General features: G+C 59.2%; 16 protein-coding genes. 13 read left to right on the forward strand and 3 right to left on the reverse strand.

Features of this window, described 5'->3' with window-relative positions:
* Positions 1-47: 47 nt before the first annotated feature.
* Both LJ738_RS13015 and LJ738_RS13020 read right to left on the reverse strand, forming a co-directional pair.
* On the reverse strand, positions 48-2,408 hold the full coding sequence (locus LJ738_RS13015) for a TonB-dependent receptor (RefSeq protein ID WP_227786767.1): 2,361 nt from the start codon (positions 2,406-2,408) through the stop codon (positions 48-50).
* 99 nt (positions 2,409-2,507) lie between these two features.
* Entirely contained in the window at positions 2,508-2,948 is a 441-nt protein-coding gene (locus LJ738_RS13020; RefSeq protein ID WP_227786769.1) for an HYC_CC_PP family protein, read from the reverse strand.
* 318 nt (positions 2,949-3,266) lie between these two features.
* On the opposite strand from LJ738_RS13020, the gene mraZ reads away from it, so the two are divergent.
* The 13 genes from mraZ (at position 3,267) to ftsZ (ending at position 20,121) form a co-directional block, all read left to right on the forward strand.
* The gene (gene mraZ / locus LJ738_RS13025) at positions 3,267-3,740 is read left to right on the forward strand and encodes a division/cell wall cluster transcriptional repressor MraZ (protein ID WP_227786771.1); all 474 of its coding nucleotides are present in this window, start codon (positions 3,267-3,269) and stop codon (positions 3,738-3,740) included.
* Positions 3,737-4,663, forward strand: a complete 927-nt coding sequence (gene rsmH, locus LJ738_RS13030) for a 16S rRNA (cytosine(1402)-N(4))-methyltransferase RsmH (RefSeq protein ID WP_227786773.1) — start codon at positions 3,737-3,739, stop codon at positions 4,661-4,663. Before mraZ ends, rsmH begins: the two co-directional genes overlap by 4 nt.
* A gap of 118 nt (positions 4,664-4,781) precedes the next feature.
* A complete protein-coding gene (locus LJ738_RS13035) occupies positions 4,782-5,675 on the forward strand; it encodes an FtsL-like putative cell division protein (protein ID WP_227786775.1) in 894 nt (297 codons plus the stop codon).
* Positions 5,672-8,119, forward strand: a complete 2,448-nt coding sequence (locus LJ738_RS13040) for a penicillin-binding protein (protein ID WP_317206801.1) — start codon at positions 5,672-5,674, stop codon at positions 8,117-8,119. Before LJ738_RS13035 ends, LJ738_RS13040 begins: the two co-directional genes overlap by 4 nt.
* 44 nt (positions 8,120-8,163) lie before the next feature.
* Complete coding sequence (locus LJ738_RS13045; protein WP_227786776.1) at positions 8,164-9,636, forward strand: UDP-N-acetylmuramoyl-L-alanyl-D-glutamate--2,6-diaminopimelate ligase; 1,473 nt, start codon at positions 8,164-8,166, stop codon at positions 9,634-9,636.
* Positions 9,637-9,700: 64 nt separating this feature from the next.
* A complete protein-coding gene (gene mraY, locus LJ738_RS13050; RefSeq protein WP_227786778.1) occupies positions 9,701-10,921 on the forward strand; it encodes a phospho-N-acetylmuramoyl-pentapeptide-transferase in 1,221 nt (406 codons plus the stop codon).
* A 2-nt stretch (positions 10,922-10,923) separates the two neighbouring features.
* Positions 10,924-12,297, forward strand: a complete 1,374-nt coding sequence (murD, locus tag LJ738_RS13055) for a UDP-N-acetylmuramoyl-L-alanine--D-glutamate ligase (protein ID WP_227786780.1) — start codon at positions 10,924-10,926, stop codon at positions 12,295-12,297.
* A 72-nt stretch (positions 12,298-12,369) separates the two neighbouring features.
* The gene (locus tag LJ738_RS13060) at positions 12,370-13,554 is read left to right on the forward strand and encodes an FtsW/RodA/SpoVE family cell cycle protein (RefSeq protein WP_227786781.1); all 1,185 of its coding nucleotides are present in this window, start codon (positions 12,370-12,372) and stop codon (positions 13,552-13,554) included.
* A gap of 104 nt (positions 13,555-13,658) precedes the next feature.
* Entirely contained in the window at positions 13,659-14,765 is a 1,107-nt protein-coding gene (murG, locus tag LJ738_RS13065) for an undecaprenyldiphospho-muramoylpentapeptide beta-N-acetylglucosaminyltransferase (RefSeq protein ID WP_227786783.1), read from the forward strand.
* 35 nt (positions 14,766-14,800) lie between these two features.
* Complete coding sequence (gene murC / locus LJ738_RS13070; RefSeq protein ID WP_227786784.1) at positions 14,801-16,198, forward strand: UDP-N-acetylmuramate--L-alanine ligase; 1,398 nt, start codon at positions 14,801-14,803, stop codon at positions 16,196-16,198.
* Between the two features lie 65 nt (positions 16,199-16,263).
* Positions 16,264-17,022 carry a cell division protein FtsQ/DivIB gene (locus tag LJ738_RS13075; RefSeq protein ID WP_068196019.1) on the forward strand — a complete coding sequence of 253 codons (759 nt, stop codon included), beginning with the start codon at positions 16,264-16,266 and terminating at the stop codon, positions 17,020-17,022.
* 84 nt (positions 17,023-17,106) lie between these two features.
* Positions 17,107-18,513, forward strand: a complete 1,407-nt coding sequence (gene ftsA, locus LJ738_RS13080) for a cell division protein FtsA (RefSeq protein ID WP_227786785.1) — start codon at positions 17,107-17,109, stop codon at positions 18,511-18,513.
* Between the two features lie 102 nt (positions 18,514-18,615).
* Positions 18,616-20,121 carry a cell division protein FtsZ gene (gene ftsZ / locus LJ738_RS13085; protein ID WP_227786786.1) on the forward strand — a complete coding sequence of 502 codons (1,506 nt, stop codon included), beginning with the start codon at positions 18,616-18,618 and terminating at the stop codon, positions 20,119-20,121.
* 145 nt (positions 20,122-20,266) lie between these two features.
* On the opposite strand, the gene LJ738_RS13090 is transcribed toward ftsZ, so the two are convergent.
* A complete protein-coding gene (locus LJ738_RS13090; RefSeq protein ID WP_227786787.1) occupies positions 20,267-21,019 on the reverse strand; it encodes a hypothetical protein in 753 nt (250 codons plus the stop codon).
* Between the last annotated feature and the right edge of the window lie 118 nt (positions 21,020-21,137).

Raw genomic sequence — 21,137 nt, forward strand, 5'->3', positions numbered from 1 at the left:
ATAACAAAATTGCTGCCGGAAAAAGTTAACGAGGCAAAAGTTTACCGCTACTCGATGCGGTAACGCAGGCCGGCGTAGGTGAGGCGGCCATACACCGGGCCCCACACCATGGCAGCGTCAAAATTCGGCCCCAAAGGGTTATCGGCGCCTTCGATGGGGTTGGGCTGGCGGTAGTTGGTAAGGTTTTCCACGCCTGCATACACTTCCAGGCGTTTAAACGCTCTTGTGATTTGGGCATTGAGCAGGCCGTAACGCGGCGCCAGCTCGGGCGTGTATTCCAGCCCCGCGCCATGGGCGTGGGTGCTGGTGATGTGTGCCAGCGGGCGCTGGCCAAACCACTGCACGGTGAAGTCGCCGCGCCATTTGTCGAAGGCACTGGCGTAGCCCAGGTTCACAAAGGCGCGGTGCGTGGGCGTGAGTGGTTTGGCCAGTAGCACGCCGTCGTAGGTGGTGCGCACGTCGAGGTACTTGTAGGCGCCCTTCACTTGCAGGCCTTTCAGGGGCTCAATTTGCAGCTCGCCCTGCAGGCTGCGGGCAAAGGACCGGCCGCCCGGGCCCAGGTTCTGGATGTCGATGTAGCGGGCCGAGGTGTACATGTCGGCCACCACTTGGTTATCAAATTCGGTATGGTAGTAGTCGGCCACAAACGTCGCCTGCCGGCCCAACACTGTGAAGTACTGCGTGGCGCTGCCGCCGATATTCCATGCCCGCTCCGGCCGCAGGTTGTTGCTGATGAGAAACTGGCGCGCGCTGGCCAGCATGGCCGCATTGTCGGCAATGGGGTTGGCCACGCGGAAGCCGCGGCCCGCCGCCAGCCGCAGCACGGTGTTCTTGGCTGCGTCGTACTTCAGGTTGAGCCGGGGCGTCACCTGCCAGCCGTAGAGGTTGTGGCGGTCGGCGCGCAGGCCGGCTACCACGGTCAGGTTGCGGCTGTTCTGGTAGGTGTACTCGGCAAAGGCGCCGGGCACCAGCTCCAGCCGGTTGCGGTGCTCCCGGGCGTACACGTCAGCGTTCGTTTCGGTGGGGTAGCGGTGGCCATCGCGAAACACCTCCCGGTAGTCATCATACAGAAAGCTCAGCCCCGCCCGGTACACGTGGGAGGTGTTGCCCAAGGCACTCTGGAAAAGCAGGGTGCCCAGGCCGGTGCGCTGGTTGCCATCATAGGTGCGGGGCCCCGTGGTGGGCGCCAGCGAGTAAGCCGGGCTATAGGCCGAAGTGAAGGCGTGGTCTGTGCCACTCAGCAGCAGGCCCAGGCTTTGGAACGGCCGCGAGGGCCAGGTATACGATGTCTTGGCGTAGCCCGTGTAGCGCGTGGTGGCCTGCGTGGTGCCGTAGTGCTGCAGGTACGCGCCGGCATCGCCGGTATCGCGAAAATCCGTTTGGCCGCCCTGCCGGGTTTCCCGCAACGCCCCCAGCCCAACTTCGCTCACGAAGCCGGTACCGGAAATGTACTTCCACTTATTGAAGGCATTGAACTGGGTGGCCAGGGGCAAGTCCAAAAACTTATCGCCGTTCCGGTCCACGCGGTTGCCGAGGTGGTCGGAGTGCAGCAGCAGCACCGTGCTCCACTTGGGGTTGATGCGGGCTGATGCGTTCAGGTTGACATCAAATTTCCCGAGGTCGTTGCCGTAGATGTTGAACAGCAGCTGGTCGGTTTTCTCGGGCTCCTTCAGCTTCACGTTCACCTGGCCCGAAATGGCTTCGTACCCGTTCACCACCGAGCCCGTGCCCTTGATGATTTCGATGTTTTCAATCCACGGCCCGGCCAGGTAGCCCAGGCGGTAGGGCGCGGCCAGCCCGCGCAGAGCCGGCTGGTTGTCCACGGTCAGCAGCGAGTAGCTGCCATCCAGCCCAAGCAGCTGAATCTGCTTGGCGCCGGACACGGCATCGGAGGTAGTGACTTCTACCGAGGCGTTGGTTTCGAAGCTCTCGGCCAGGTTGCAGCACGCCGATTTGGTGAGGTCCCGGGCCGATATCACCTGCACGTTGGCTGGCGTTATAGCCGAGTAAGCCGGGGCGCGGGCTGTCACGGTGACTTCGCCCAGTTCCTGGCCGGCGCGTAGGGCTACGCGCAGGTAGGGGGCGCCGGTGGCTGGCACGGCCAGGGTATCGGCCTGGTAGCCCAGGGCCTGCACCACCAGGCGCGAGGCCGCGCGCGCCGGCCGCGGCAGGGTAAAGCGTCCGGCCGCGTCGGTAACGGTCGTGGTGGTTGGGCCTTCGGCCTCGGCCCCGTCGAAGAGCCAGCGCAGCAGCGCGCCGGGTAGGGGAGTGGCTTTGCCGGCCTCCGTGACTTCGCCCCGCACCGGGGCGATGGCAGCCGATTGGGCCACAGCCGATTCCGGCCGCACCCAAGCCACCAGCAGGGCAAGCATAGCAAGCAGCGGGCGGTGCCCGCAGATGGATTTCATAAATAGCAGTAATTTAGGTTTTTGTGAAAAAAGGTCGGCGCAAAGCGCGCGGACCCTCCTCGTTGCAACCAGCGTGGCAACGGGCATTTTCAGAAAAACCTAGACTACCAGCGTGCAGGCAAATGCCAGCAGCCCGCGTCCGCCCAGGGGTGGGGGCGAAGAATCGGCGGCGAACCAGCGGGGGCCGGGCGCCTCGGGCAGTTGAACCAGCCCAAGCGGCGCCCAGGCGGGCGCCGGCAGCCAAACGGCCAGCAGTGGAGCCGGCACGAGCACCTTCGCCGCGAGCTCGTGGGCGGGCACCGACAGCTTGTGGAGGTGGCTGCTAAAGTCGCAGCAGTTGTCCTTGGCCATCGGCTTGGCGGGTGCCAGCTGCCCATCGCAGCCCCGCAGCGCCGCCTGCCCCGTGACCGATACATCCACCTTGCTGATTCCACTCATGCGGCAGGTATGGCGCTGCACCGTGAGGCCCACCGAGGTGATGAGCACCAACACGGCCAGCACCAGGCTGACGAAGCGACGGCATAAAGAGTAGCGTAGCATTACCGGGCAAAGATACGGCTTCGGTGCCGGAGGAGCAGTGTGGAAATCGGGCTCAGTAGGTGTAGAATCTGGCCAAAAATGTAGCGCGAGCCAGCCAGAAGTCAGCCCAATTCAACGGCTGACACTTTGGCAATTCTGAGCTGGGGTAATGAGGGGGGTGATAATCCCCCGACGCTAAACCGGCTCGAAAACCCACTTTAAATATATATGAAGGCCCTATTTCTTTTGTGGTAGGAAATGGTAAATCGTGGTTGGTTTTCGAAGGCCTTCCCGTACATTTGCCAATACCGTTCAACTTTCCTGTGACGGTCTGTGCCCATGAATCTGCTGTCCGGTGAATACGAATGCAAGCTTGACCCGAAGGGGCGGCTTGTGTTGCCGGCCAAAGTAAAAGGCAACCTGCCCGAGCAGTCCGGCAACCAGCTGGTGCTCGTGCGCGGCTTTGAGCCCTGCCTGGTGCTGTACCCCCGGGCGGCCTGGGGCGTCATCCACGAGAAGGTGATGGCCCTCGATGAATTCAACGAGGAGTACCGCCAGTTTCAGCGGAATTTTTTCCGGGGCATGACTGAAGTGGAGCTTGATAGTATCAGCCGTTTCATGCTGCCACGTAGCATGTTACGATACGCGGGTATCGAGAAGGAAGCTATTATCGTTGGCTTGGGCAACCGGTGCGAAATCTGGGACCCCAGCCGTTACGATGAGTTTCTAATCAAAGACCAGCAAAGCTTTAGTAAGTTGGCACAGAAGTTTTTGTCGGTTGATACGCCGCCGCTAGGCGGGCCCATTGCGTGAGCGACTATTCCAACGATACCGCCTACCACCGTCCGGTGATGCTGGCCCAATGCCTGGCCGCGCTCGACATTCAGCCCAACGGCCGGTACGTCGACGTCACCTTTGGTGGGGGAGGGCACTCGGCCCGCATCCTCGAAAAGCTCACCACCGGCCACCTCTACAGTTTCGACCAGGATGCGGACGCGGAAGCCGAAGCAGAAAAGTTAACTCGCCCCCAATTCACATTTGTAAAGGCCAATTTCCGGGATTTAACATCTGAATTGCAGCGGTTTGGCGCTTTGCCGGTAGATGGCCTGCTGGCCGACCTCGGGGTTAGCTCGCACCAGTTTGATACGCCGGAACGGGGCTTTTCGACCCGTTTTGATGGGCCCCTGGACATGCGTATGGACCCCGACGGCCCCCTGACGGCCGCCGATATCCTGAACGATTACAAGGAGGCCGACCTGCACCGCATCTTCGGCATGTACGGCGAAGTGACCAACGCCCGGACCCTGGCTCAGACGGTGGTAGCGGCGCGGCGCGGGCGGCGTCTCGAAACCATTGCCGAACTCAAGCAGGCCATTCAGCCATGCACCCCCCGCGGCAAGGAGAACAAGTATCTGGCCCAGGTATTCCAGGCCCTGCGCATCGAGGTAAACCAGGAAATGCAGGCCTTGCAGGAGATGCTGCTGCAAACCGCCGAGGTGCTGCGGCCGGGCGGGCGCCTGGTCGTGCTCAGCTACCATTCGCTGGAAGACCGGCTGGTGAAAAATTTTATTGCCAAGGGTAAGTTTTTTGGGTCCGTGGAAAAAGACTTCTTTGGCAATGAAAGCAAGCCATTTGAAGCCGTGAACCGCAAGCCCGAAGAAGCCGACCCCGCCGAAGTAGCGCTGAATAGCCGAGCTCGAAGTGCTAAATTGCGTGTTGCGATTCGAAATGAGTGAACGGATTTCAGGCGGGGATAGCGGCGGTTTTCGCCTGCAGGTCCCGCCAATCCTCACCTATCAACCTTCGCGTAACGCCTTTTTAAGTTCGTGTAAAAGCATTCCTGACTAGCAGCCTGTGGCCACCAATACGCTCAAACCCTCCGACAGCCCGCGCCGGGCCAACGTGCCCCGCGAAGTACCCGCGCCGGCCCCTGAGGTGATGCCCGAAGCCGCGGCGGTGGAAGTACCCGAGCCGGAGCCGGTGCGAGCCCCGGCCGCCGAGCCCCGCCCTCGCAAGTCAAAACCCGAACCCCGCCCCAAAAGCAACTGGAGCCTGTTCTCCCTGCTCGACCGAGTAACCAGCGTGGACGGCCTGTTTCGGGAAGGCCTGCCGGTGCGCTTCCTGCCGCACCTGCTGTTTATTATGGCCATCACGCTGCTTTACATCGGCAATACGCACTACGGCAACCGCATGAACCGCAGCATTCAGCGCCTCAAGCAGGAGACCGAAGACCTGCGTGCCGACTACACCACGTTGAAATCTGACTACATGGAGGCGAGCAAACAGAGCGAGGTGGCCCGCAAAGTGGCCGCCTTTGGCTTGGTGGAAAGCTCGTCGCCGCCTTTTCGCATCTCCGTGCCCGCCGGGCACCTAGATGCGGCAGAGCTGGAGTTGATGCCCGTGCTTACGGCCGATACCCTGGCCGCCCGAGCTGCTCGAGACTCGGCTGCAGCTCAGCAAAACGACGTGCTGGCCGGCCGCAATAGGGCCGCGACAACGGGTGACGACGAGAACAGCGGCCCCGAAATCATAGCGCCGCCCCTGGCCCTGGATGGCGATACTACTGAGGCCAGCGCGCCTGTTTCGGCCGCGCGCCGCGCTTCAGCTCAACCCATAAAAGCGAAATCCAGGCCAGCAAAAGCTAGCTCGAACAATAAGCCCAACAGCAGGAGCAAGGCACAAAAAGGCACAAGCCCGCACAAAGCGAAACCGACAACCAAGCAGGCAGTTAGAGCCCATTCCCGATGAAAGGCAGCGTAAAGAAGTCCATTGTCACGCGGGTGCGGCTGGCCTTTTTGGGGGTCGCCGTGTTTTCGAGCGCTATTTTCTGGAAGGCCACCAAGATTCAGTACCAGGAAGGCACCAAGTGGCGGGCCCTGGAGCAGGAGCGGCGCATCAGCTACCAGCCGGTACCGGCCACACGGGGTAATATTTACTCTGATAACGAGAGCATTATGGCTACCTCGCTGCCCTTCTACCGGGTGGCCTGGGACCCTGGCGTGGTCGACGATGCCGTATTCCGGGCCGGCGTGGATTCGTTGGCCTGGCATTTATCTCACTTTTTTGGCGACCGCAGCGTGCAGGAGTACCGCCGCCGGCTGGTGAATGCCCGCGACCCTCGCCACCCCATGGTGCGGTACATCCGGCTCAACTCCCGCCAAATCAACTTTCAGGAAAAGAAGCTGCTGGCCAAATGGCCCATCTTCCGGGCCAAGCGCAACCGAGGCGGGGCCATTTTTGAGAAGGTAGACAAGCGCTTCCGGCCCTTTGGGGGGCTGGCCCAGCGCACCATTGGCTTCGTCAATGAGGACCACCACGGCGCCGGTCTGGAGTACACCTTCGAGCAAAGTTTGGCGGGCAAATCCGGCGAGGCCTTGTTTGAGCGGGTGCCCGGCGGCGTGAAACCCGTGTACGACGGCACCGAAATCAAGCCCCTGCCCGGCTACGATGTGAAGACGACGCTCGACATCAACCTGCAGGACGTGGCCGAAAATGCCTTGTACAAGTCATTGGTCGACAACAATGCCGAATATGGCTGCGTGATACTGATGGAGGTAGCCACCGGCGAAATCAAGGCCGTGGCCAACCTGGGCAAGGCTTCGGACGATACCTATAAGGAGGACTACAACTACGCTTTTGCCGACCAGGGCCGCACCGAGCCCGGCTCAACTTTCAAACTGGCGTCGATGATGGCCTTGTTCGAGGCCCGGCCCGACATCAAGCTCGACGATATAGTGGACACCGGCAACGGCCGCATGCTGGTGGGCGGCGCCGTGAAATCGGACTCGCACGGGTACGGGCGCATCACGGTGCAGCAGGTGTTCGAGAAGTCGTCCAACATCGGGGTGGCCCGGCTGGTGAACGAGAACTTTTCGAAAAACCCCACCGAGTACACCGATTACCTCAAGAAGTTCGGCCTCGACAAGCCCCTGGGCTTCCAGATGGCCGGCGAGGCCCGGCCCTACGTGAAAGACCCCACGGACCGCAGCTGGAGCAAAACTTCACTCACCACCATGAGCATCGGCTACGAGCTGAAGCTGGCCCCCCTGCAAACCCTGGCCTTTTACAACGCCGTAGCCAATGGCGGCGTGAAGGTGCAGCCGCTCATCGTAAAAGAAATCAAGCAGGCCGATAAGGTATTGCAGCGCAACGAAACCAAGGTACTGAACCCCAAAATCTGCTCGGAGGCCACCCTGGCCAAGGTGAAAGCCATGATGGAAGGGGTAGTGACCGAGGGCACCGCCCGCGCCATCCGGCCCAAAGACTACAGCATTGCCGGTAAAACCGGTACGGCCTGGAAGTTCAAAAACGGCCAGTATACCAAAACCTACTCCACGAGCTTCTGCGGCTACTTCCCGGCCGATAAGCCCAAGTACAGCTGCATTGTGGTGGTGGACTCGCCCCGCAACGGCCGCATCTACGGCGCCGATGTGGCTGCGCCGGTGTTCCGCGAGGTGGCCGATAAGTGCATGGCCCGCGACCTGCTGAGCCAGCGCCCGCTGCTCGCCAAAGCCCGCCTGAACAAGAGCCACGTGCCGCTGGTACGCGCCGGCATGCAGGACGAGCTGGCCCTGGTGTGCCAGAAGCTGGGCCTGGCCGGCAAGACCCAGGCTACGGGCGGCGAAGAGTGGGTGCGCGCGGCTTCTGACACAGCGTTTCACGCGCGCACGGTGGCGCTGGTCGTGAACCCGGTGCGTCCGGGTCGCGTGCCTCAGGTAAGCGGCCTTTCGCTGCGCGATGCTCTGTTTCTGCTGGAGAACCGGGGCCTACACGTGCGAGCCATGGGTACCGGCCGGGTGCGGGAGCAGTCGTTGCCGGTGGGCTCGCCCATCAAGCGGGGCGATGTTATCACGCTGACGCTGGTGGAGTCGGGCCCGCGTCTGACTGCGCCCAAGGCTTTGCCGGAGCCTGAGCACACCGACTTGGCAGAAAACAAGCTACTGACTCCTGCCGACCCCGAGCCGGTGGCCAAGGCGCTCGTGACAAAGCCTTTCGCCTCGTCGGCCAAGGCCAAGGTAAACCCGCCAGTTCGCACCAAGCCCAAGGCAGCTACCGAAGCCGCTTCCAAGCCGGCACCCACTACTGAAAGAACTGCCTCCAAGGCCAAGGCTGCAACCGAAAAAGCTGCTCCCAAGAATGCTAAAAAAGCAGCTGCCCCGGCTTCTGCAAAAACTGCCGTCCGCCGGGCATAGCCGTTGGGCAATGCTTGCTTTCATGTGAGCTGAACGTTATTTCAATGATTTCTCTACCACTCTTTTCCCTGCTTACCGACGTGACCGTGCTGGCTCAGCACGGCCCCACCGACGTGCTGATTACTGCGCTCACGCTCGATTCGCGCGAGGCGGGCCCGGGTGTGGCATTTTGTGCCCTGCGCGGCACGGCCACCGACGGCCACAAGTTTATTGAGACTGCCGTGGCGCAGGGGCTGGCTGCCGTGGTGTGTGAGGAGCTGCCGGCGGAGCTGAACCCGGCTACTTCTTATGTAGTGGTGGAAAACAGCGCAGCCGCCCTGGCCCATATGGCAGCCGCGTTCTACGGGCACCCGTCGCGGCAGCTGCAACTCATCGGCATCACGGGTACCAACGGCAAAACCACGTGCGCTACACTTCTGCACAAGCTGTTGCGCGAGTTGGGCTACCACGCCGGCTTGCTGAGCACGGTGCAAAACCAGATTGACGAGGAAGTTATTCCCTCCACCCACACCACGCCCGACTCCATTCGGCTGAATGCGCTGCTGGCCCGGATGGTAGCGGCCGGCTGCACCCACGCCTGCATGGAAGTGAGCAGCCACGCTGTGGCCCAACACCGTGTGACTGGCCTGCGCTTTGCCGGGGGCGTGTTCACCAACCTCACCCACGACCACCTCGACTACCACGGCACGTTCGACAACTACCTGAAAGCCAAAAAGGGCTTCTTCGATGCCCTGCCCAAGACGGCTTTCGCGCTCACCAACGCCGATGACAAGCGCGGCTTGGTGATGCTGCAAAACACCGCCGCCCGCCGCGAAACCTATTCCCTGCGCGGGGCCGCTACGTTCCGCGCCAAGCTCGTGGCCAACGAAGTGCACGGCCTGCACCTCGAGATTGACGGCCGCGAAATCCTGTTTCGGCTCATTGGCGTGTTCAATGCCTATAACCTGCTGGCCGTGTACGGGGCTGCCGTGCTGCTGGGCGAAGACCCCACCGAGGTGCTCACCATCCTCTCGGGCCTGACCACGGCGCCCGGCCGCTTCGAGCCGGTCGTGTCTGCCAAGCAGGGCGTGACCGGCATCATCGACTACGCCCACACCCCTGATGCCCTGGAAAACGTGCTGCAAACGCTGCACGAAATCCGTCAGCCCAGCCAGCAAATTATCACGGTGGTAGGCTGCGGCGGGAACCGCGACGCGGCCAAGCGCCCCATTATGGCCAACCTGGCCGCGCGCCTCTCCAACAAGGTCATACTCACGGCCGACAACCCGCGCTTTGAAGACCCCAACGACATTCTGGCCCAGATGCAGGCCGGCGTGACGGCGCCCGACTCGGCCAAAGTAATCACCGTGGCCGACCGGCGCGCCGCTATTAAAAAGGCCGTTGAGCTGGCCGGCGCTAATGACATTGTGCTGGTAGCGGGCAAAGGGCACGAGAACTACCAGGAGATTCGCGGCGTGAAAACCCCGTTCGATGACAAGCTGGTGCTGACTGAGATTTTTTCTGAACTGAACAAGTAATCCAAGAAACCTCGTGCCGGGGGCTGGACTGCGGCGCCCAATATGACGTTCTAACTATTCCCGAATGCTTTTTTACCTTTTCCGTTACCTCCACGAGCATTACCATCTGCCCGGCGCCGGGGTGTTTCAGTACACCACGTTCCGCGCCGGCCTGGCGGTGGTCATTTCCCTGCTCATTGCCTTGCTGTTTGGGCATCGCCTCATCCGGGTGCTGCAGAAAAAGCAGGTGGGGGAGAGCATTCGCGACCTGGGGCTGCAGGGGCAGAACGAGAAAAAAGGCACCCCCACCATGGGCGGCCTCATCATCATCCTGGCCATTCTGGTGCCGGTGATTCTGCTGGCGCGGCTGCGCAACATCTACATTATCCTCATGCTGCTCAGCACGGTGTGGCTGGGGCTGATTGGGTTTCTCGACGACTACATCAAGGTGTTTCGCAAGAACAAGGAGGGGCTGAGCGGCCGGTTTAAGGTGCTGGGCCAGGTTGGGCTGGGCATCACGGTGGGCTGGGTGCTGTTTTACAGCAACGAGATAACCGTGCGCGAATACCTGTTGCCCAACGGCCAGTATTCGGCCATTGAGGCCAGCAAAGTATTCAAAGACGTGCACCTGATGATTACCACGGTGCCGTTTATGAAGAACAACGAGCTGAACTACGGCGACTTGTTTGCCACGGCCGGCACCTTCTTCAACGGCCTGTATGGCTTCCTGTACATTCCCATCGTCATCTTCCTGATAACGGCCGTGAGCAACGGCGCCAACATCACCGATGGCCTCGACGGGCTGGCGGCGGGCACTTCGGCCATCATCGGCATCACGCTGGCCATTTTCGCCTTCGTGAGCGGCAATGCGCTGCTGGCTGACTACCTGGATGTTATGTTTATTCCGGACTCCGGTGAGCTGGTTATTTTCTGTACGGCCTTCGTGGGGGCGTGCATCGGGTTTTTGTGGTACAACAGCTACCCGGCGCAGGTATTTATGGGCGACACGGGCTCTCTGGCCCTGGGCGGCATCATTGCGGTGCTGGCGCTTATCGTGCGCAAGGAGCTGCTGATTCCGATTCTGTGCGGCGTGTTCTTGATTGAGAACCTGTCGGTTATCGTGCAGGTGAGCTACTTTAAGTACACCCGGCGCAAGTACGGCGAAGGCCGCCGCCTGCTGCGCATGTCGCCGCTCCACCACCACTACCAGAAATTGGGCTATCACGAATCCAAAATCGTGTCGCGCTTCTGGATTGTGGGCATCATGCTGGCCGTCATTACCTTGGTTACTCTGAAACTGCGTTAATTATGAACATCGTTGTGTTGGGAGCGGCCGAAAGCGGCGTTGGGGCGGCCCTGTTAGCTCAGGCCAAAGGCCACGCCGTGTTTGTGTCGGACCGCGGTGCCATTCAGCCGGCTTATAAGGAGAAGCTCACGCAGGCGGGCATTGCCTTCGAGGAAAACCAGCACACGCTGGAGCGCATTCTGCAAGCCGAGGAGGTGGTGAAGAGCCCCGGCATTCCCGAAAAAGCGCCCGTGATTCAGGCGCTGCGCGAAAAGAAAATCCCCATCATCTCGGAAATCGAGTTTGCGGGCCGCTACACCAAGGCCAAGTGCATCTGCATCACGGGCACCAACGGCAAAACCACCACCACGCTGCTCACCTACCACTTGCTGAAAAGTGCGGGCCTGAATGTGGGCCTGGCCGGCAACGTGGGCTACAGCCTGGCCGAGCAAGTCATTGCCGATCAGCACGACTTCTACGTAATTGAGCTGAGCAGCTTTCAACTGGACGACACCCACGACTTCCAGCCCTGGATTGCGGTGCTGCTCAACATCACCCCCGACCACCTCGACCGCTACGGCTACTCCCTGGAAAACTACGCCCAGGCCAAGCTGCGCATTGCCCGCAACCTGGACAGCGAGGGCGCCTTCATCTACAACGCCGACGACGAAGTGACGGGCCGCTACCTGCAGTCTTCCTTTATGGAAACGCGCCTGCTGCCCTTCAGCCTGCACCACCGCCACGATGTACACCTGGCCGGCTATTACACCGGCGAGACCACGCTCTGCGTCGACTTCACCACCGACCTGAGCCCTGACGATAGCCAGGAAGTGAGCATCGCCAATTCGCCCTTAATTGGCCAGCACAACCGGCAGAATATCCTGGCCGCCGTACTGGCCGCCCGGGTGGCGGGCGTGAGCCCCGAGCAAATCGAGGCGGCCCTGCCCACTTTCCAGAACGCCGAGCACCGCCTTCAGCCCGTGGGCGAAATCAACGGCGTGCGCTTCATCAACGACAGCAAGGCCACCAACGTGGAAGCCGCCTGGTACGCCCTCGACGGCATCAAGCAGCCCATCGTCTGGATTGCGGGCGGCACCGACAAGGGCAACGACTACAGCAGCCTGCTGCACCTGGCCGAAACCCGCGTGAAGGCTCTCATCTGCCTGGGCGTGGACAATGCCAAGCTCCACGCCGCCTTCGACAGCGTGGTACCCCACGTGGAAGAAACCCAGAGCATGACCGACGCCGTGCGCCGCGCCGCCGCCCTGGCCGCCCCCGGCGACGTGGTGCTGCTCTCGCCCTGCTGCGCCAGCTTCGACTTATTCAAAAACTACGAAGACCGGGGCCGGCAGTTCACGGCCGCTGTGCAGGCCCTCAGCGACGAAGCGACTGCCTAACCACTGCTTTTTTGCCTTTCCCGTCATCCCTGTCTCCCTCAGCCACTCCATTACCTAGTCACCCCCTCCCCAATGGAACCATCCAACAACTGGCTGCAGCGCAATCTTAAAGGCGACCCCATTCTGTGGGCCATCGTGCTGCTGTTCTCCTTTATTAGCATCGCCGTGGTGTATTCGGCCACGGGCACGCTGGCTTATAAGAAGATGGACGGCAACACCGAAGCCTTCCTCTTCAAGCACACCGGCTTGATTCTCGTGGGGCTGGTTTGCATGTGGCTGGCGCACCGCATCGACTACCGACACTACTCGCGCCTGTCGCTCTACGCGCTGCTGATAAGCGTGCCGTTGCTGCTGTTTACGTTCTTCCTGGGCGGCGAAACCAACGGCGCGTCGCGGTGGATGACCATCCCGGTGATTAACCAAACGTTCCAGCCCTCGGACTTGGCCAAGCTGGCCCTGATTTCGCACCTGGCCAGTATGCTCAGCCGGCGCCAGCAGCACCTCGACGATTTCAAATCGACGGTGCTTCCGGTGATGCTGTGGGTGGGCACTATTTGCAGCCTCATCATTCTGAGTAATGCCTCTACGGCGCTGCTGCTGTTTGCTACCTGCATGCTGCTGATGTTCATCGGCCGGGTGCCGCTCAAGCATATGGCCGTAATGGTGGGCATTTTTGTGGTGCTGGGCGGGGGCGGTCTGGCCTTGGGCCAGCGCCTGGGCACGGTAATGTCACGGGTTACGAACTTCACCGACAAAACCAAAAAAACGCCCTTCCAGCTCGAGCACAGCTACATCGCCATTGCCACCGGCGGCATTGCCGGCAAGGGCCCGGGCAAAAGCACCGAGCGCAACATTCTGCCCCACCCGTATTCCGACTTCATCTACGCCATCATCATCGAAGAATACGGCCTGATTGGCGGGGCCGTGGTGCTGTTCCTCTACCTAGCCTTCCTGTATCGAGGGCTCAAAACGGTGATGAATAGCTACGGGGCTTTCGGGGGCTTGCTCTCGGCGGGCCTGAGTTTCAGTTTGGTGCTGCAGGCGCTGGTGAATATGGGCGTGTCGGTGGGGCTGGGCCCCATTACCGGCCTGCCGCTGCCTTTGTTGAGCATGGGCGGCACCTCGCTTATCTTCACGGGCATCAGCATCGGCATTATTCTGGCCGTGAGCCGCGGCGAGCGCGAAGTGCGCCCCATGACCGGCGAGCCCGACGACACCGCCCGCATTCCCAGCAAGCGCGCATATGTAAACGCCTAACCGCTCAAGTTGAGCTGGCCAACGCCTCGCTACCGGGCAACTGATTTGAGTTGGTTTCCCAATAGCAAGCGCCGCCGCTGCTCTGCCTGACGTTCTACCTATATATGACTCATCCTCTTCGCGTCATCATCAGCGGCGGCGGCACCGGCGGGCATATTTTCCCGGCGGTGGCCATTGCCAATGAATTACGCCGCCGGCTGCCCGATGCCGAAATCTTATTCGTGGGTGCCAACGGCCGCATGGAAATGACGCGCGTACCCGAAGCCGGCTACAAAATCGTTGGGCTGGATATCACCGGCCTGCAGCGGCGGCTCACGCCCCAGAATCTGATGTTTCCGATGCGCGTGCTGCGGTCGGTGCGCAAGGCGGGGAAATTGATTAAGGAATTTCGGCCCGATGCCGTGGTAGGAGTGGGGGGCTATGCCTCGGCGCCCGTGTTGCTGGCCGCCACGTCGCAGGGCATTCCGTCGCTTATTCAGGAGCAAAACTCCTACGCCGGACTGGTCAACAAGCTGCTTGCCCGGCGGGTGAACCGGATATGTGTGGCGTATGACGGGATGGAGAAATTCTTCCCCCGCGAAAAAATTGTGCAAACCGGCAACCCAGTGCGCAGCGAAATTGCCACCGGCGACCGCGCCGAAGCGCTGCAGTTTTTCGGCTTGGACCCCAGCAAGAAAACGCTGCTCGTAGTGGGCGGCAGTCTGGGCGCCCGCACGCTCAACCTGGCCACGGCCGTGGCATTGCCGCAGCTCCGCGAGGCCGGCGTGCAGCTGCTCTGGCAAACCGGCAAGCTCTATTTCCCCGAAGCTCAAAAGCAGGCCGAGCCCTACCAGCGAGACAACCTGCAGGCTCTGGAATTTATCCAGCGCATGGATTTGGCGTATGCCGCAGCCGACGTCGTCGTAAGCCGCGCCGGCGCCCTGTCCGTTTCTGAGCTGAGCCTTACCGGCAAAGCCTGCATCCTGGTGCCCTCGCCCAACGTGGCCGAAGACCACCAAACCAAAAATGCCTTGGCGCTGGTGGGCAAAGGCGCCGCCGTGCTCATCACCGACGAGCACGCCCGCACGCGCCTCTACGACGAAGCCCTGCGCCTGCTCGCCGATACCGAGCGCCAGCACCAACTCAGCGCCCGCGTGCTGGAACTGGCCCGGCCCCAGGCCACTACTGCCATCGTGGACGAGCTACTGAAATTAATTCCCCGCCAACAATAGTCCCGGCCTTGGCTCATTGTTAATTGTTAGTTGAATTGGAGCAGTTTCCCTACGTTTTCTTTTTGGGTATTGGCGGCATTGGCATGTCGGCCCTGGCGCGCTGGTTCCAGGCCAATGGCCACCACGTAAGCGGCTTCGACAAAACCGAAACGCCCCTCACGCAGGCCCTGGCCGCCGAAGGCATTGCGATTCACTACGCCGATGCCGTGGAGAATATCCCGGCGGAGGTTCGGGAAAACCGCGCCCAAACGCTGGTGGTGCTCACGCCCGCCATTCCGGCCGAAAGCCTGGAGTGGGCCTGGCTGCGGGCTCAGGGCTACGACATTCGCAAGCGCAGCCAGGTGCTGGGCGTGCTCACGCAGGGCCGCTACACCATTGCGGTGGCCGGCACGCACGGCAAAACCACCACCAGCAGCATGGTGGCCCACCTGCTGCACCACGCCGGCCTCGATGTGGGCGCATTTCTGGGCGGCATTGCGGTGAACCTGGGTAGCAACCTCTTGCTGCCACGCAGCGAGCAAGCCCCCATTGTGGTGGAAGCCGACGAATACGACCGCAGCTTCCTCACGCTATTTCCCGACATCGCCATCGTCACCAGCACCGATGCCGACCACCTCGACATCTACGGCGACCAAAACGCGCTGATAGAATCCTTCCGTCAATTTGTAGCTCAACTCAAGCCCGGGGGCACGCTGCTCATCAACCACACCGCCGACCCAAGCGTGGCCGCCGCTGCGCCGGCTGGCACCAACGTTATCCGCTACGGCCTCTCGGCCGAGCAGGGGCCGGAATTATTTGCTGCCGCTATTTCGGCCGAAGGCCACCAATTTCATTTCGATTTGCACGGCCCGCAAGGCCTCGTGACCAACCTGGAATTGGCGGTGCCGGGCTACCACAACGTGGAAAACATGCTGGCGGCCGCGGCAGTGGCCCAAATTCACAAAATAAATCCGGAAAAATTACGTGCTGCCGTTTCTGCTTACCGGGGCGTAAAACGCCGGTTTGAGTTTGTGGTCACAACGCCCCAAAACGTCTATTTGGACGACTACGCCCATCATCCGCGCGAAATTGAGGCCTTTTTGCGTTCGGTGCGGACGCTCTATCCCGGCAAGCGGCTGCGCGTTATTTTTCAGCCGCACCTTTTTACACGGACGCGGGATTTCGCCGAAGGTTTTTCTAAGAGCTTAAGTATTGCAGATGAGGTATTTTTGTTAGATATTTACCCAGCTCGAGAAAAGCCAATTCCGGGAATTACTTCGGAAATAATCTTATCAAACATTACTTCCCCAACCAAAGCCATCCAAACCAAAGAGCAAGTACTGGCCGCCGCCAAAACCGACACTACATTTGATGTTTTGGCCACGGTTGGCGCGGGGGATATTGACACGTTGGTGCCGCAATTAAAATTATTACTAACCGAGCGCTGGAAATAGATTACGATAAAAAATTATGGCATTTAATACCACCTTACTTCATCACACCGTTACCTTATTAGTCTTTGGAACGCACCGTTAGAAACCTACTAGTTGCTGCTGCTTGCCTGTTGGTGCTGGGCGGCCTCGGTATTTTCGCCGCCATGCGCCAAGCAGCCCGTCCGGTGGGCGAAGTATCGGTGAACATTGCCAACGAATTCGATAATTATTTCATCAGCGAACGGGGCGTAACGGCGTTGCTCACCAAAGGCGGCGCCGAGCCCGTGCTGGGCACCCGGCCCGAAGGCCCCCGCCTCCGCCAGCTGGAAGACCGGCTCCGTGCCCATCCCTTTGTGCGGGAAGCCCAGGTATACCGCGACCTGGCCGGCAACCTGCACGCCGACGTGCGCCAAAACCGCCCCATCGCCCGCATCACCCACCCCGACACCCGCCTCGATACCTATGTGGATGCCGAAGGGCACGTGCTGCCGCTCTCGCCGCTCTTTACGGCGCGCGTGGCCACGGTAGCGCGGCCCAGCGGCGGCAGCCTGCCAAGTGCATTTTTCCAGGATAGCACCGGTAAGCGCTACCTTGAGTTTTTGCGCTATGTCGACGAGCATGAATTCTGGAAAGCGCAGGTCTCGGAGGTCTTTATTGAGCCGAGCGGCAAGCTCTCGTTCACCCAGCAGGTGGGCGACCAGCGCATAGAATTTGGCCTGCCCGAAAATATTTCCGAGAAATTTGCCAAGCTTATGGTATTTTACCGGCAAATTCCGTCAGTTTTGGGATGGGATACCTACCATCGGGTAAACGTGGAATACCAAAATCAAATTATCTGCGAATAGTAATTCGCTGAAACATAGGCCTTAGGGTCAAAAATCTCTCAACTCCCAACCCAAGTTTCCTTCACGCTCGCCAGCACCGCATCTATGCAACAAGACAAAATCGTCGTCGGGCTCGACATTGGCACCACAAAAATCTGCGCCCTGGTGGGCCGCAAAAACGAATTCGGTAAACTGGAAATCCTGGGCATGGGCAAAGCTGTGTCGGAGGGCGTTTCGCGGGGCATCGTGCTCAATATTGACAAAACCGTCGACGCCATTAAACGGGCGATTCGGCAAGCCGAAGAACAGTCCGGAATTAGCATTGGATTGGTAAACGTGGGCATTGCAGGCCAGCACATCAAGAGCCTGCAGCACAACGGCAGCATCACGCGCAACTCGCACGACACCATCGGTCCGGACGACGTGAACCGCCTCACGCAGGACATGTACCGCCTCGTGACCCAGCCCGGCTCGCAAATCATTCACGTGATGCCGCAGGACTACAAAGTGGACTACGAGGAAGGCATCGCCGACCCCGTGGGCTACGAAGGCGTGCGCCTGGAGGGCAACTTCCACATCATCACGGCGCAGAGCACGGCCATCAACAACATCAACAAGTGCGTAACCAAAGCCGGGCTGGAAATTGCCGACCTGATTCTGGAGCCGCTGGCTAGCTCCATGTCCATCCTCTCCGAGGAGGAGAAAGAGGCCGGCGTGGCCCTGATTGACATCGGAGGTGGAACTACCGACCTGGCCGTGTTTAAGGATGGCATCATCCGCCACGCGGCGGTACTGCCTTTCGGTGGCAACATCATCACGCAGGACATCAAAGCCGGCTGCAACGTGGCCCCCGGCCAAGCCGAGCAGCTGAAAGTGAAATTTGGTAAGGCCATTGCCGAGGAAGCTTCCGATTATGAAATCGTGAGCATCCCCGGCCTGCCCAACCGCCCGCCCAAAGAAGTGTCGCTGAAGAACCTGGCGTACATCATCGAGGCCCGCATGTCGGAAATCATGGAGCTGGTGTATGCCGAAATCTACCGCATGGGCCTGCACGACAAGCTGTCGGCCGGCATTGTGCTCACGGGTGGCGGCTCGCAGCTGCAGAACCTGGAGCAGCTCACCGAGTACATTACCGGTCTGGATACCCGCATTGGCTACCCCAACCAGCACCTCGGCAAGAGCCGCATCGAGGCGGTGAAATCGCCGATGTATGCCACTACCGTGGGTTTGGTGCTATCGGGCTACCACTCGCTCGACGAGCGCACCAACTCGCGTGCACCCTACGAGCAGGAAGAGCAGGTGATTCCCGCTTACTATGCCCCCGTGCAGCAGGCTGCCCCGGCGCCGGCCCCCGCTCCGGTAGAAACGCGCGCTTACGTGCCCGCTGCCCCGGCTCCGGCCCCCGTGCCCGCCAAGCCCAAGGAGCCCGGCGCTGCCAGCCGCTTCTTCAAGGACATCATCACCCGCACCAAGGGGTTGCTGATTGACGATTACGACGATAAATCCTATTAGAATCTAGTTATGAGTTATGGGTTATGAATTATGAGTTGGCCACTGGTTTTTGGCTGGCTTGCAACTCATAATTCATAACTCATAATTCATACTTTGTCATTTATGAATTACAAATTCGACATTCCTGCCCAGAACAAGTCAATCATCAAGGTGATTGGCGTGGGGGGCGGTGGCTCCAATGCCGTGAAGCACATGCATAAGCAGGGCATCAAGGACGTGGAGTTTATCATTTGCAACACCGACCACCAGGCGCTACAAAGCTCCACGGTGCCCAATAAGCTCCAAATAGGAGTGGACCTGACTGAAGGCCTCGGCGCGGGTGCCAAGCCCGAGCGCGGCCGTCAGGCAGCTATTGAGAGCAAGGAGCAAATCCGCGACTTACTCAACCAAGGCACCAAGATGCTGTTCATCACGGCGGGAATGGGCGGCGGTACGGGCACCGGCGCGGCCCCGGTAATTGCGCAGGTAGCGCAGGAACTGGGCATTCTGACGGTTGGCATCGTGACGGCGCCGTTCATGTTCGAGGGCAAGAAAAAGCGCCAGCAGGCCGAAGAAGGCATCAAGGCGCTGAGCGAGCACTGCGACACGGTGCTGGTGATTCTCAACGACAAGCTGCCCCAGATTTACGGCAACCTCACGATGGGTGCCGCCTTTGCCAAGGCCGACACCGTGCTGACCACGGCCGCCAAGTCTATTGCCGAAATCATTACGGTAACGGCCGATGTGAACGTGGACTTTGAAGACGTGAAAACGGTGATGAAGGACAGCGGTGCCGCCGTAATGGGCAGCAGCGTGACCGACGGTGAAAACCGCGCCCGCCGCGCCGCCGAGGAAGCCCTGAACTCTCCGCTGCTCAACAACACCGACATCCACGGCGCGCAACGCATTCTGCTCTCCATCATGTCGGGCGCCGAGCACGAGCTGGAGATGGACGAGCTAACGGAAATCACTGAGTACATTCAGGAGAAGGCCGGCCAGGACGCTGAAATGATTTTCGGCCACGGCATCGACGAGTCGCTGGGCCAAAGCATCCGCGTGACGGTAATTGCCACGGGTTTCGCCCGCGATGCGCATTCCATCAACACGCCCGGGACCAGCACGGCGGAGGCAGCTCCAGTTGCTGCCGCTCCGGTAGAAACGGCTCCTACGCCGGTTGCGCCCGCCGCTCCGGTGGCCAGCAACCCAACGGCGCCATTCGTGCCCAGCTTCGGTAGCTCAACGCCCGAGCCGGCCCGCGTCACGTTTGATTTGAACGGTCCTTCGTCGCACAATGCGCCGCCGTTGGCTGGCATCCCCGCCAGTGCACCCACGGAGCCGGTATTGACGTCGAGTGCTACGCCGACTCCGGCAGCTTCGCCTTTGTCCGAAAATCGGACCCGCCCCGCCATGGATGCCCAGGCACTGGAGCGTCGTCGCCGCCTGCAGGAACTGAGCAACGGCTTGCCGCCCGAAGCAGTGAGCCAATACGACACACCCGCTTACCTGCGCCGCCAGGTGAAACTAGAGAATGTTGAGCCAAGCTCAGCTCAGAATATCTCGCGCTTTAATTTATCGGATGATAACGAGCTGCTGGGAGATAACCGGTTTCTGCATGATAATGTGGACTAGGTTAAAACCTGATTATTAAATCAAAAAAGCGCCGCTACTGAATTAATCAGCAGCGGCGCTTTTTTGATTTAATAATTCGGGTATTGCCACACTACCGCTTAATATAATTACTTCCGTCAGCCCAAAAGTATTGTATCAATGCTTGTTAACGGATGTTTTTGTCCCACGGATTTTTATGTTTAATTATTTCTGTCAATTTGTTTTGAATTCCTGTTATTAATTTTTGTCCTGAAAAAGTTATTGTCCCTTCGTGGGAAATATAAATTAGCCAATCAGTTTCAAAGTTGCAATAGGCTGATTCAATCAAATCAAACTCTAAAGTTGAAGTTTCAATCTCATAATTAATGCTTTCCTCTGTCAATAGGTAAATTCTGTCACCTGAAATTGATTTTATGATTTCAACTACTTTTTCAACATCCTTTGACTTGAATAATTCGTCTTCAAAGTAAATTAGAGGGACTTTATTTTGCGTTTGGGAAAGTGGCTCCCAATAATAATTTTCATCTTTCCAAGTTCCAAAATCAAATTTGTCTTTCAATGCAGCGGTGAGTATTTCTGATTCTTCTTTTCTAATTCGTCTTTCAAATGGAAGAGGTGATACATCAGTCAGTTCGTCTATATTTAGTCCACTTACAAAATGAATAAATCCGAATTTAATGGCGTCAACCATTTTTAAGTGTCCAGATTTGTCAAACACTTTAGTTTGTAATGCATACTCCTTCAAGCACGTAGCTATTATTTCGTCTTTGATGGTTTCAATATTGTCGTTGCGTCCAACAAAATAATCAATACCATTCTTTAAACCTGACACCATATTTTGATGCGTACTATAACCTTCGGAATAAAGCTTCAGAATATATTCTTTGGTTTTGGTAACTATTTTTTCGGTGTCGGTCATAAAATTTCCGCTAACATCGGCATTGCCGCTACTGGTAAATTAGAGCCTGTTAAGAAACACAAGTAGTTGGTAGACAAAAAGAAATCAGCCAGGTTATTTCCTTTTCCTCATCCGACCA

This window comes from Hymenobacter plasmatis (assembly GCF_020711255.1).
Lineage (GTDB): Bacteria > Bacteroidota > Bacteroidia > Cytophagales > Hymenobacteraceae > Hymenobacter.